Source organism: Desulfocurvibacter africanus subsp. africanus DSM 2603, assembly GCF_000422545.1.
In the GTDB taxonomy this organism is placed as follows: domain Bacteria; phylum Desulfobacterota; class Desulfovibrionia; order Desulfovibrionales; family Desulfovibrionaceae; genus Desulfocurvibacter; species Desulfocurvibacter africanus.
Genome location: NZ_KE383873.1, coordinates 327,882 through 340,356 on the forward strand (window position 1 = coordinate 327,882; position 12,475 = coordinate 340,356).

The 12,475-nt window shown below is 62.1% G+C and carries 13 protein-coding genes; 2 read left to right on the top strand and 11 right to left on the bottom strand.

Annotation, left to right across the window (positions count from 1 at the left end; genetic code table 11):
- The first annotated feature begins 143 nt into the window (after window positions 1-143).
- Window positions 144-284 (top strand): DUF3096 domain-containing protein, encoded by a 141-nt coding sequence (locus tag H585_RS22795; RefSeq protein ID WP_014260626.1) that lies wholly within the window; start codon window positions 144-146, stop codon window positions 282-284.
- Between the two features lie 226 nt (window positions 285-510).
- Here H585_RS22795 and H585_RS0119190 read toward each other — a convergent pair whose 3' ends face one another.
- Together H585_RS0119190 and H585_RS0119195 are read right to left on the bottom strand one after the other, a co-directional pair.
- Window positions 511-1,413 carry an EamA family transporter gene (locus tag H585_RS0119190; protein WP_027369018.1) on the bottom strand — a complete coding sequence of 301 codons (903 nt, stop codon included), beginning with the start codon at window positions 1,411-1,413 and terminating at the stop codon, window positions 511-513.
- Between the two features lie 278 nt (window positions 1,414-1,691).
- Entirely contained in the window at window positions 1,692-2,327 is a 636-nt protein-coding gene (locus H585_RS0119195) for a hypothetical protein (RefSeq protein ID WP_244432652.1), read from the bottom strand.
- A 387-nt stretch (window positions 2,328-2,714) separates the two neighbouring features.
- Between H585_RS0119195 and H585_RS0119200 the strand changes: the two genes are divergently transcribed.
- Window positions 2,715-3,833 (top strand): lysozyme family protein, encoded by a 1,119-nt coding sequence (locus tag H585_RS0119200; RefSeq protein WP_027369020.1) that lies wholly within the window; start codon window positions 2,715-2,717, stop codon window positions 3,831-3,833.
- A gap of 556 nt (window positions 3,834-4,389) precedes the next feature.
- On the opposite strand, the gene H585_RS0119205 is transcribed toward H585_RS0119200, so the two are convergent.
- The 9 genes from H585_RS0119205 to H585_RS0119245 all read right to left on the bottom strand — a co-directional run bounded on the left by H585_RS0119205 (window position 4,390) and on the right by H585_RS0119245 (window position 12,473).
- Window positions 4,390-5,811: a hypothetical protein gene (locus tag H585_RS0119205; protein WP_027369021.1), complete on the bottom strand. Its 1,422-nt coding sequence runs from the start codon at window positions 5,809-5,811 to the stop codon at window positions 4,390-4,392.
- A gap of 95 nt (window positions 5,812-5,906) precedes the next feature.
- Window positions 5,907-6,659, bottom strand: a complete 753-nt coding sequence (locus H585_RS0119210; RefSeq protein WP_027369022.1) for an outer membrane lipoprotein-sorting protein — start codon at window positions 6,657-6,659, stop codon at window positions 5,907-5,909.
- Window positions 6,660-6,678: 19 nt separating this feature from the next.
- The gene (locus tag H585_RS0119215) at window positions 6,679-7,932 is read right to left on the bottom strand and encodes an ABC transporter permease (protein WP_027369023.1); all 1,254 of its coding nucleotides are present in this window, start codon (window positions 7,930-7,932) and stop codon (window positions 6,679-6,681) included.
- A complete protein-coding gene (locus H585_RS0119220; protein ID WP_027369024.1) occupies window positions 7,925-8,635 on the bottom strand; it encodes an ABC transporter ATP-binding protein in 711 nt (236 codons plus the stop codon). The genes H585_RS0119215 and H585_RS0119220 overlap by 8 nt, the downstream gene beginning before the upstream one ends.
- Before the next feature lie 376 nt (window positions 8,636-9,011).
- The gene (locus H585_RS0119225; protein ID WP_027369025.1) at window positions 9,012-9,569 is read right to left on the bottom strand and encodes a hemerythrin domain-containing protein; all 558 of its coding nucleotides are present in this window, start codon (window positions 9,567-9,569) and stop codon (window positions 9,012-9,014) included.
- Between the two features lie 81 nt (window positions 9,570-9,650).
- Complete coding sequence (locus H585_RS0119230; RefSeq protein WP_027369026.1) at window positions 9,651-9,767, bottom strand: desulfoferrodoxin FeS4 iron-binding domain-containing protein; 117 nt, start codon at window positions 9,765-9,767, stop codon at window positions 9,651-9,653.
- Window positions 9,768-9,903: 136 nt separating this feature from the next.
- Window positions 9,904-10,548 (bottom strand): ABC-type transport auxiliary lipoprotein family protein, encoded by a 645-nt coding sequence (locus H585_RS0119235; protein WP_027369027.1) that lies wholly within the window; start codon window positions 10,546-10,548, stop codon window positions 9,904-9,906.
- Window positions 10,545-11,702 (bottom strand): MlaD family protein, encoded by a 1,158-nt coding sequence (locus H585_RS0119240; RefSeq protein WP_027369028.1) that lies wholly within the window; start codon window positions 11,700-11,702, stop codon window positions 10,545-10,547. The genes H585_RS0119235 and H585_RS0119240 overlap by 4 nt, the downstream gene beginning before the upstream one ends.
- Entirely contained in the window at window positions 11,703-12,473 is a 771-nt protein-coding gene (locus tag H585_RS0119245; protein ID WP_027369029.1) for an ABC transporter ATP-binding protein, read from the bottom strand.
- Window positions 12,474-12,475 lie beyond the last annotated feature (2 nt).

A 12,475-nucleotide genomic window follows, 5' to 3' on the forward strand; every position in this document is an offset into this window, starting at 1 on the left:
TGCGTAAGGTTTGCTGTGTGTTGGCAGGTTTAAATCCGCCGACTTGGCGTATAAGTTCAATTTGCTGAAGGGAACGCCTTTTGCAAAACATTCTGCGTTTGACGTTCAAACTCGTTTCCCATTCAGCCCAGCCAGGAGGCGGCATGTACATCAACTTGCACAACATGCAGGCGATCATCGCACTCGCATGCGGCGTTCTCATTCTCATCATGCCCAAGCTGCTCAACTACATCGTGGCCCTGTATCTTATCATATTGGGCGTCATGGGCATCGTACGCTTTTAGAGCAGATTGCTTTTAAGACGCCCGCTCCGGCGTTGACGGCGCAAGTGAATTGCGCCTACGCCTACGCGGCGGCAAGCCATGCCGACGCATGGCTTGCAGAGCATTTTCAAAAGCAAAATGCTCTAAGAACGTTTGCGCATGGCCCAGCAGGTTTGTTCCTGCTTGGCGCTAAAAAGCAAGAGGCCCGGTCATCCGGGCCTCTTGCTTTTAAAGAAATGATTTACACCTATGGTTTGGTCGTCAAGGGTCTGGCCGGACGGGTTTTCTGCAGAAGGGGAGACAGGCGGGGTCCCAAAACGGCCAGAAAAACTCCGAAGAAGACCAGGGCAGCCGCCGTGAGCCGGTACGGCCCGAAATCCTCGCCCAGCAGCAGCGCCGCGAAGGCCATTCCAAACACCGGCACCAGCAGGGAGAACGGCGCGACCACGGTCGGCGAATGCTTGCGGATGAGCCGGCTCCAGATGCCGAAGGCTAGCACGGTGGAGGCCAGGCCGGTGTAGAGCACGGCCGCCACACCGGTGAAGGTCAGTCCGCGCAGGGCTTCGGCCTGCCCGGTCTCAAAGAACAGGCTTAGCAGGGCCAAGGGCACGGGCGGCACCAAACTCATCCAGATGATCAACCGGAAAGCGTCGATGTTCCCGGCCTGTTTGATCTGGATGTTGGCCATGGCCCAGGAGGCGGCTCCGCCCAGAACCAGCAGCATGCCAAGGACGGAAGCCGAAGCCGACAGTTCCCAGCCGATGAAGGCGATGCCCGCGACGGCCACGCCGATTCCGGCCTTCTGCCAGCCTGAGGGCCGGTCCCCCAGCACTGCTAAAGCCAAAATCGGTGTGATCAGGGCCTGGAACTGCATGAGCAGAGAAGCCAGCCCGGGCGGCACGCCATGGGCCATGCCCAGGGTCAGGAATGAGAACATGCCCGCTCCGAGTGTCAGGCCCACGCCCAGAATGACCCGCCAGGGAATGCCCCCGCGGCCCACCAGCAGCACTGCGGGCACCGCGGCGGCCACGAAGCGCAGGCTGGAGAAGAGCAGCGGCGGAAATTCGTCCAGGCCTGTCTTGATGACGATGAAGTTGAAGGCCCACAGCACCACGACGAGCAAGGCCCACAGAGTATCCCTGAAGCTCACTTGAGTCTCCTTGCGCCAGGCCCGCCCCCTATGTGCTGGTCGGCAGGTTGATGAACCGGTCCCCGCTGGCGCGCATTGCCGGCGCAGCCAAACTGCCTAGCCGGTCAGGCACAATCCGGTCACGACCCGGCGGAAAGCGCTGAAAAACGCACACGAGACCCCGCTCGGCGGCACATGCGTAAAACGCCTTTGCGGATAGGCAATAGAGCACATGCTGCTGCGGCTTTACAGGTGCAGTTGCCTGCATTTTCGTCCGGGACAGAGCTGGGCAGAATGCTCTATTCGGGCTTGGGTTCCGCGGGTGCGGCGGCTTCAGGGCCGTCTTGTTCAGCTCCAGGTTCAGCGCCTTGCGCGACACCGCGTGTAGTGCTGTTCATGCAGCTCTCCTGCATGAGGCACAGTTCGCACCCACCGGAGTAGGGATGATTCGTGAGCACGGCATAGGTCCGGTCCACGCGGCCCTCGGGGTTCCACTCCAGGCCCATGCGCTTGAGCTGCGAGCGCATGGTCTTGTCCGGCCTGGGCAGCGGGGCGCAGGCCCCGTCCAGGAGTTCCGGCGTGAGGCTCTGGACCGTGGACATGCACAGACATATGGCCAGGTTGTGCGAAGCCAAACCCAGGGCCGGCGACTTCTGCCAATCAACCTCCACCTCGTCCTCCACGGCCTTGTCCAGCCACACGAGCAAGTAACCTTTGTCTTCTTTGGCGAATTCCGGGAGGAGCTTCCAGACGCTTAGATACTGGTCGCGCCAGCGGTTCCAGCGTTCCTGAAGTTGGACCAGCAGGTTCTGCTCCACACGGGTCTGACCGGCCAACTCCATGTAGTAGATCATGTCGAAGTGCGGATTGCTCTTTATTCTGCGGGCGATCATCTTGCCCATGACGAACTCCTTGGCTTTGGTTGTGGCCTGCATGGTGTACTCGACACCGCGCTGGGTTTCAAGGCGGCATGCGCCGGATTGTAGTAGCCGATCGTCCGGAAAGTCTTGACCGGTGCGGCCAAATCGGTCAGGCTTGCATCGGCAGGTGTGATCAGGGAGAGAAGGTTCCGGCAGTTCATGCTCGCAATGCGTTCTCCACGGCCGTCCCGGTTCTGCTTCGTTTCCTGCCCTCAACGGCCTTAGGTCGACGGGCCTTCATGCATGGGTGTCCTTGGCGGATCGTACCCATGTTCCCGGCTCTGCCCATATCATCAGTCATCACCGGCACGCGGGCGTACCGTGAAGCGTTGCTGCTTTGCGGCCAGTATCAAGGTGCGTCGAGCGTCGGGCAGCAGGGGCGCAATGCCTCAAGGAAAGTTCATGCCTTCGCACATCGAGCCTACAGCTGCAAGCGTCGGGACCGGTCTGTCCAGGCGTCAGGTCATCACCACTCTCGTCATCGCCGCCGCGGCTCCCCTGCTTTCGCCCGCCGCAGCCCTGGCCACCAAGGGGCCCTCACGGGGGCTTCATGATACAGGCGGCCGGGTGAACATCGTCGTCCCCGACAACTACGACCCCTTCGCGCGTACTTCCCGCACCACCTACCGCGCCAAGCTGACAAAAGCCACGCTCAGATTCGTGGAGCAGGGCTATGGAGGCCGCAACATGCCCATTTGGGGCAAACGGCTCGATCAGGTGGACCTGGAGAAGCGGGTTTCCAACCTCGCCTATTGGGTTTTGGCTGGCGTGGAGCAGCACGCCGGCATCTGGCCCATGGACCCGGCCTGGGTCATGGCCCAGATGATGGCCGAGTCCTTCTTCTATGAATTCGCCATTTCCTGGGCCTTTGCCGTGGGCCCGTGCCAATTCATTCCTGACACAGCCCGGGGGTACGGCATGCTCGTGGCCGGCGACAAGCCCGAGCATTTCGCCTCTCCATACGCCAAGGCCGAGCTGGCCCCGCGCTACAAGGATTACCTGCAGGCCAGGAGCAAGCTGAGCGACTTGCGCAGGTCATACGCGGCCGAGGGCATATTGCCCCCGGAAAAGGCCGGGGAGAAGTCCTGGCGCGAAACGCTCCGGGAGATTCTGGACGGCGGCACGAGCAAGGCAGAGCGCTACCTGGAGTACCTGGAGTTGGCCGAGAAGCACAATCAGGAACTGGACGCCGCAAGGAACGACTTCACGGATTACATGCGCGCCAATTTCGAGGGCCGCGACATCTTCCGCAAGGAGGACAACAACTTCCTCAAGGCATTTGATGGCCGCGTCTTCTACCGGGAGCCTTGCTCGTCTATGGTGCGCATGCTGGCCGAGGGGTTGCGCGCCCGCAGTGGCAACATCATAGCTGCAGCCGCCAGCTACCACGCCGGCCTGTTCAGCACCCGCGACGTGGGTTGCTATGAGCCCTACGGCCGACTTCCGCCTATCGAATCCACAGTGACCTACGTCAGCCGCATTCTGGTCAATCATCACGAGATAGTAGCTCGCATGGGCTGAGGCCCACCCGGCTTAGAGCCCCAGCCTGCGTTGAGCAAATCAGCTGGGAGAGGGCAGCGCCCTCTCCCAGTCCTGCCGGAAAAGCGCGGCCAGCCGAAGCTGTCCGCCGTGTCGAGCGTGGCCGGAAAAATCCCGGGAGTCTGTCCCGGATGCCTGCTGCCGCAGTCGATGTCGGCAGATCATGTCCGAGCAGCAGCCCATCTGTCTGGTAAGTCTCTCCCAGAGCGTTCCTGTTTCCAGGATGAACAGGAGCTCGCAGGGTCTCCTTGTCACCAACGCGCAGCCGTCCGTCCTTGGACTCTTTGGCGGTTCCGTGGGCAGCAGGGGCCGGATGACGGCCCACAAACGTTCGAACTCGGCGGGTTCATGGCTCCTTCCACCGGGAACCATAAGCCCGTAGAGATTGTCGGCTGGGTTTTGTTACTGGCTCCTAGTGCGGATTGCTTTTAAGACGCCCGCTCCGGCGTTGACGGCGCAAGTGAATTGCGCCTACGCCTACGCGGCGGCGAGTCATGCCGAAGCATGGCTCGCAGAGCATTTTCAAAAGCAAAATGCTCTAAAAGAAGTACGTGATCCAGAACTCCGTGCGGGCGTCCTGCAGCTTTTCCCCGAACTCGCTCTTCTCAGGTCCAAAGGGCATGATGAGCCTGGTCCTCAGCTCAAGGTCGGACCGGATCAGGTAAGACACCTCAGGGTTGATGCTGAAGCTGTGGTCGCCCAGGTTGGCGATGACCGTCAGCGTGGGCGTCAAGTAAAGGATGTCGAACGGCTCCTTCTGCGAAACCCTGAAATAGAGGTAATTCCGGCCCACGCTGCTCTGGTTAAAGTCCTGGCCGGCCAGAGTGCTCCGTTTCAGGAGCCGGTCGTTGCCCGTCTCCAGGTACTGCTGGTAGCCGTTCTCAATGAGCGTGAAGTAGTCGTCCATCTCGCCAGGCGAGTAGCCCTCGCCGTTGTGGTAATATTCAAGGATAAAGGTCGTGTCGTAGGCGTTCAGGTAGCGCAGGCCCAGCAGGAAGCTATAGGCATCGTAGCGCTCCGTGCGCAGGTTGCCCTGCTCGTCGGTGAGCGTCTTGTCGTAATCAAGGCGCAGGGCCGCCTCGCCGTGGATCTCTAGGTTACTGCTCAGATTTCTGGAGAAATCCAGGCCATAGCGCGTGTCGTAGTCCTCGCCGGTTGCAAAGAGCAGGTCGATGTCGGTGTCCATGAGCAGGAAGTACAGCTTTCCGGCATAGACCAGGGAACCATCGTCGGCGAGGTCGGCATTGACGTCCTCGTCTACCGGGACGAGCACCGGGGTGAAGGCCACGTTGGTCAATGGACCCTGGAAGCTCTTGATGTAGTCGGCGTAGGCCAGGACATAGCCCTGGCGGGCATAATCGGGATCATCGACGTCCTTGGGCCGGCTGACGAAGGCCACGGGGTTCCAGGCATAGCCCTTGCCCCAGTTGAGGACCTTTTTGCCGGCTTCAAGCGTGAACGCGTGGGAGGGCCGCCAGGTGGCGAAGCCTTCCTCAAGGAGCACCTGGCTTGCCCAGTGCTCCTCGTCGCGCAGGAACTCCTCCGACGGCTCGTCCGGGGCCGTACCCCCGCGCTTAGCCTCGCTCCAGGCAATATCGAAGCGCGGGCGGGCGTACAGGCCGACCTCGGTCCATTTGTAGGAAACCTCGGGCTTCAGGCTGAGCAGGAAGTCCGCCAGCAGCGAGTCCTGCGGCTCATTATAAAAGCGCTGCTTGTAGAGCAAGGCGTCCGTGTCCAGGAAGCGCGCGATCGAACGCTGCTCGACCCGGCCCCAGAGATTGAAGGGGTTGGGAGTCTCGGCCTCGGGAATCTCGAAGTCCAGATCGTATTCGTCGCCTTCGGCATTCTGGGCACCTTGGGCCAGGGCTGTCGCAGGGCACAGCGCGTGCGCCAGGAACAGCAGGGCCGCCAGGGTCGCCATGAGCGGCTTGGCAATGGGCGTGAAGAAAGCGCTGCGCATGGCTCCGTCCTTGTAAACGCACTTGGGAACGCACTTGCATTGGCTCGGCGACCCTCCCGGCGGTGCAGGAGGGCCGCAAGCGGACAGGTCGGGAGCTACTGCCGAAGGCTCTCCACCCTGGGCAGGTAGTTCAGGGTGAAGACTTCGTCGGGCAAATCCCGACGCTGGACCTTGGCGAAAATCATCACGGACTTGTAGCCTTTGTGCAGGGGGCTGTCGGTCTCGATGACCGCCGGCCGCATGAAGCCGTCGCCGAAGTCGGTGGGCTTCTTGAAGTACAGGGTCTTGATGAGCATGCCCGAGGCCGCCAGACACCTGATCTCCGTGGGCAGGAGGGCCTGCTTGTCCACGAGCATCTCCAGGCGGTCATAGGCCACTTCGCGCGTCTTGGCCTTCAGGCGCAGCAGGTGGGACTCGCTTTTGTCCTCCACGCCCTCAACCGTGTACTCGACATGGAAGTCGAGGCGCATGATGTCGGCGTTGTTGAAGATGCCGCCGGTCACGGACTGCAGGCTGGTGATGCGTACGGGCTTGCCCACGTTGGGGATGTGCAGCCACATGTTCTCGCCCAGGCGCAGCGTGGCGCGTCCCTTGTCGCTGGTGGGCGCGAGGAAGACCGAGGCGATCCTGTCCTGGCCTTTCTTGACCGTGTAGAGCGTGTACTCGCGCTTGGAGCCGTCCGGCTCGATGTTGATGAGCTTGCGGTAGGACTCGTAGCTCTCCGGGGCCAGATTGCGGTCGATGGTGCGCAGCAATTCATCACCATCGATGGCTTGGGCGGACCAAGCGGGCTGGGCCAAGCCCAGTGCCAGGATAAGCGCCAGGATGAACTTATGGGCGTTGCGCATGAGTGATTCTCCTTGGCGGTTAGACATGGCCCAGGGCCTCCACCGGCTCCATGCGGCTGGCCTTCCAGGCGGGCTGCAGCGCGGCCAGTGTCGAGGCTGCCAGGACGATGATTGCTATGGCCAGGAACTCGCCGATATCGATCGTCGGTCGCAGGGCCAGGTTGTCCATGCGGGCGAAGGAGAAAGTGATGTTGGCGTACTTGACCGCTAAAAGTCCGGCCAGGCCAAGGGCGCTGCCCACGGCTGCTCCCAAAAGGCCCAGGACAAAGCCCTCGACCACGAACAGACCTAGTATCTTGCCCGGCGTTGTGCCCATGGCCGCAATGGTGCCGATCTCCCTGACGCGCTCGAACACGGACATGAGCATGACGTTGAGCACGCTGATGAGCACGATGGCGATCATGATGATCTTCACCGTGACGATCATGAGGTCGATCATGCCCGCGATGTTGGCGAACGGGGAGAGCTTGGCCCAGGTGTGTGCCTCGAAAGCCGGCTTGCCCTGCTTGTTGGTGAACTGCTGGATTTGCATATTGATGCGGCCAGCAATTTTGTCGAGGGAGCCGAAGTCCTTGACCCGGATGACTACTTCCGAGACCTCGGCGCTGTCGATGCGCAGAAGCTCCCGGGCATCCTCGATGTGCAGGTAGGCGTCCTTGCCGCTTGGCCCGGCCACGTCCTCGATGAGGTTGCCGACGGTGAACGGCATGCCGTTGACCGAGCCGTCTTTGTTTGTGGCGATCAGGACCACCGAATCTCCTGCCTTGACGCCCATGGCAGCGGCCACCCTCTGCGGGATGACGATCTCGCCTGGCGAAACCAGAGGTGCGGCGACCAGGACCGACTTGTCGAGCAGGCGATCAGGCAGCGCGGGGCATACGACCGTTTCCTTGCTCGGGTCCACGGCCGTGACGCGCACGTTGGTGGTCTCGGCGTAGTTGCTGAGCATGGCCCCGAGCTTGATCCGAGGCGCGTACGCAGCCACGTCAGGGTCCTTGTCGAGCACGCCGGCGAGCTGTTCGTAGCCCTTGGCGCTCATGTTCAGGTTCAGCGGCAGGCTGTCTATGGACGCCACGTAGCCCTTGCGGTGGATCTGCAGGTGGCCGAGCGTCGAGTCGGTGATGATGCCGACCATCATGGCCTTGAACGACCCGGCTAGCCCAGAGAAGAGCAGGACCATGGTCACGCCCAGCACGATGAGCAGGGAGGTTAGGATGGTCCGCCGTTTGTAGCGCAGCAGGTTCCGCAGCGCGATCTTGAACATGCTACGCATGGGACAGACCTCCGCTCAGAAAGGTGGAGTCCTGGACGAGCCTGCCGTCCTCGATGGTGTGGACCACATCCGCGTGCTCGACAATCCTTGGATCGTGCGTGGAGAAGACGAAGGTCGTGCCGAAGCTGTCGCGCATCTCGCGCATGAGCGTGATGATCTTGTGCGCGGTGGCCTGGTCCAGGTTGGCGGTCGGCTCGTCGGCCAGCACGACTTCGGGGTTGGTGACCAGGGCACGGGCCACGGCCACGCGCTGCTTCTGGCCGCCGGAAATCTGGTCGGGCATCTTGTCCTTTAAGGCCATCATGCCCACGGCCTCCAGCACCCGCCAGACCCTGGCCTCCCTCTCCGTTGCCGAGACGCGCTTGATCATGAGCAGCGGGTACTCCACATTTTCGTAGACGCTCAGCACGGGGATGAGGTTGAAGGACTGGAAGATGAACCCCAGGTGCTCGCCACGGAACCTGGCCGCCTGGCGGCGATCCAGGGTGTCCACGCGCGTTCCGGCCACGCGGACCTCGCCTTGCGTGGGCTTGTCCATGCAGCCGATGATGTTGAGCAGGGTCGTCTTGCCGCTGCCCGAGGGGCCGACAAAGGTGACCAGCTTGCCCTGGTCGATGGTGATGGTGATGTGCGTGAGCGCCTGCTGCGACACGTGGCCGATGGTGTAGGACTTGGAGATGTCGCTGAGTTCAATGAGGGCCATGGGCGCACTCCGGGTTAGAGGTGAAGCTGCCCCCTGTGAGCAAAAACAGGTCCAAGGAAATAAGTCACGCAAATTAAGGTAATTAGTATAGGTGGGGGCAGGATGTGCAAGTTTATGTGCAGTCCGATGCACATGAATCTGCTTGTGTGCAGTCGACTGCACAGGTGGCAGCCATGACGGCTTGCCTGGGATGGGGCTAGCCCCTCACTATAAGAGCAGCATGGCATCCGGGAGCAGGGCAGCCGCGGCGAAGCATGCTGCGTCAGGACTCCGGGCAGGTACGAGGCAGATACATGGCGGTATGATATCAGCCGATCAGGCAATGGCTATGGAGCCAAAACAGCAATGCTGAATCAGGCCTTGAGGTCAATGCCGCTCAGGCTCCGCTGCCCGGGCTTGCGGCCAGGTATTGCGCCGCCAGATCGTCCATGAGCTTATGGAAGGACTCGTGGACGCCGGGGCCGATCCGCTCCTCCTCGATCCGCTCGAAGCTCCGAAACATCTCCTCCTGCTTTTCGGCCGGCAGGACCTTGTCCGCCATGACGAAGAGAACCTCGTTCTCCTTCTGAATATGTGCGCTCAGCAGGGCGATGTAGCCTGTCGCGGCCTCGGCGAATTCCTTGTCGTTCCTGGCCGGCAGCGCCTCCGACATGCGCCGGATGAATTCCCGGCCGGACACGTGCTCGTGTAGCATAACTCCGATCGGCCCGCCCTGCCTGGCGATCCCCGCCTTCTCGAGTTCCGGGAACAGGACGTCCTCCTCCTTGCCGTGGTGGCATTTGTCGGCGAACACCCGCAGGAACTCGATGATCTTTCCGGCCTGGCCCCGGTCGAAAGGCTCGCCGCTGCTTGCCTTCCGGGCCAGGATCGTGAGCACCTTGAGCATGAGCTGGATACCTTCATGCTCGTTGCGCAGCTCTTGTGTGGCTTTCATACTATATCCCTCCTGTGCTGATTCAGCCCGAGCGGGTGCGGGGGGAGGAGGCGAGGGGCTGCGCCCCTCGCCGGGATTTGCCTATGTTACCTTCTTCATGGGCTGCTCGCAGCACACGAGCGTGCCCGCGCCGCCCGTCTGCACCTTGACCACCTGCCCGCACACGTCACACTTGTAGGTCTCGCCGCTGTTGGCCATGAAAGTCTCCTTTTTACTGCAAAGGGTTGGAAGGCTTTTGACTATCCTAGCACAACTCGGGGCGATGGCAAGGCGATCCGGGCCGCGCCTGCGGTAAGCTTGGGCGCGCGGCAGCAGGGCCTGGGCGGGCGCGGCTTCAGCGTGCAGCGTCCAGGCTGCCCAGGTCGGCTGACAAGGCCCGCAGGACAGCGGAGAAAGCCTGGTTCATGGCAGCCATGAGTCCCTCGGGCGTGCGCTCGGGCAGTTGCGCCTCGCGGCGATAGGAGCGGCTCAGGGCTATCTCGCGCCCGGCTCCGCGTTCATCCAGCAGGAAGAACTGCGCCGCGACCACGGCCTTGGCATTCTTACCGTCCCGAAAGTCGCCGTACAGCTCGGTTACCAGGCCTTCGAGAATGAAATCGGCGTTCAGGCCGCTGCCGGGCAGGGCCACGTTTCGGAACAGCCCGCTTTGGCCCAGCCAGGTGCGCACCTGCTGGGTCACCAGATCGCCCGGCTGAGCCAGGTATAGGTGGTAGTAGTCGGCGGCGTATTCCGACGGGCCGGAGCGGTAGGTCAGGCTGCGCGTGTTGAAGGGCGGAGCTACGCGGATGTCGCGCACCAGCAGCGTGCCTTTCAGGGCGGGCTCGCGCAGGGGCTGCTCCGGCTGGCGGGCTTCGAGCACGTAGTAGCTCTTGGGCTCCGGGTCCTGCTGCAAGGCTCCGAGACAGCCTGACAGCAGGACGGCCGAGACGGAGAGCACAAGGGCGAGCAGGGTGTGGGTGAGGCCGCGTGGCTGTGTCATCTGTTCTCGAAGGGGCTTTGGACCTGAGCCGGCGGCTGTCCGAAAAGGGCGCGCGACGGGTTCTGGTTCAGGTCCTCGACCAGGGCGTTGAGGTTGTCCATAAGCGTATTGAGATTACCCAGCACGGCTTCCAGATTCTGACGCTGGCTCAGGGTCAGGTCGTTAATGTTGCCGGCCACACTGCTCAGGTGCTTGGCCGTACGGTTGAACTCGTTGGTGGTGACCAGGATGCTATCCATGACTTCAGGGAATCGGCCCAGACCACGCTTGAAGTCTGGGTTGGCCATCAACTGGCTCAAAGCTTCGGAGGCCTGGCCTATGCTCTCGGAACTCTGGCGCAGGTTGCGGGCCAGGGTCAGCACGTCCTGTTCGGCTCCTTCGGACATGCGCCGCATGCTGGCCATGGCTTTGGACGCATCGGTGATGATGGCCGAAGTCTCGGGGGCAGAGATCAGCTTATTGGCTTGCCGAATGGTCTCGCGCAACTCGGTCAGGCTTTGGGCCATAAGTTCCCCGAGACTGCCGACGTCGGCGTCCTTGAGGGCCTGGTCCAGGGTGGTTATGACCGAGTTGATCGAATTCACGAGTCCGCCGAAATCGACGCGCGCGATTTCATCCAGGGTGGTGGAAATGTTTTCGATGGCCCCTTCCAGACGGCTGTAAGTGCTGGGCGCCGAGGGGATATACAACGTCTCGGGCCGCCAGTCCGTGGGCAGGAGCGGGTTGCGCAGGGGATCGAGGTAGTCGATTTCCAGGTAGGCCACGCCGGTCAAGCCCTGCGTGGTCAGGCGGATGCGCAGGCCGCGGGCGATGCGCTCTTCCAGGTTTCTGCCGACGTCTTCCGCGGACAAGGTCTCGGCCACATGCTGGCGTATATCCATGCGCACCAGCACATAGCGCTCGGCTGCGCCCTGCACGCCGGGGTAGGCATCGACCAGGAAACCGATCTCGGACACGCTGCCGATGGTCACGCCCCGGTACTTGACCGGCGAGCCTTGCTCCAGCCCTTCCACGGATTCGTTGAAATAGCTCTCGGCGGGAATGGTCTCGGTGAACAGGGTGCCCAGGCCGAAGGCGATGGCCAGACCGGCCATGAGCAACAGGCCCGTAAGGACGAACAGGCCGAGCCTGAAGTATTTGCTATCCCTGGCCATTTAGGTTTGCTCGGGCTCGCGTTTGAAAAACCGTCTTACCCACTCGTTGTCCGAGCTGTCGCGCAGATCACGGGGAGTACCCTGGGCCACGATGGATTTTGTTTCCGAGGAGAGCATTATCACTCTGTCGGCAATTGTGTAAATGGAAGGCAGTTCATGTGTTACCACTACGAAGGTGATGCCCAGGCTGTCGCGCAGGCGCAGGATGAGCTGGTCTAGCCCGGCGGAGGTGATGGGGTCCAGTCCGGCCGAGGGTTCGTCCAGGAAGACGATCTTGGGGTCTAGGGCCAGGGCCCTGGCAATGGCCGCGCGTTTCTGCATGCCGCCGGACAGTTCGGAGGGCATGAGCTGGTTGGTGCCGGCCAGCCCGACCAGGGCCAGCTTGATGCAGGCGATGAAGTCCATGGCCTCGCGCGGCAGGCGCGTGAACTCCTCCATGGGCAGGCGCATGTTCTCCTGCACGGTCATGGAGCCGAACAGGGCTCCCGACTGGTACGAGACGCCGATCTTGCCCAGGATGCGCTTGCGCATGGCCTCGTCCGCCGTGACCATATCGTCGCCGTCGATGAGAATCTCGCCCGCGGTCGGTTTGTACAGCCCGATGATGTGCTTGAGCAGCGTGCTCTTGCCGCTGCCCGAGCCGCCCAGGACGACGAACACCTCGCCCTGGCGCACGCTGAAGTCGATAGCCTTGAGCACCGCTTTGCCGCCATAGGCCGCGTCGAGTCCGCGGACCCTGATGATCTCCTTGCCTTGCTCCTGACCTGCCATGC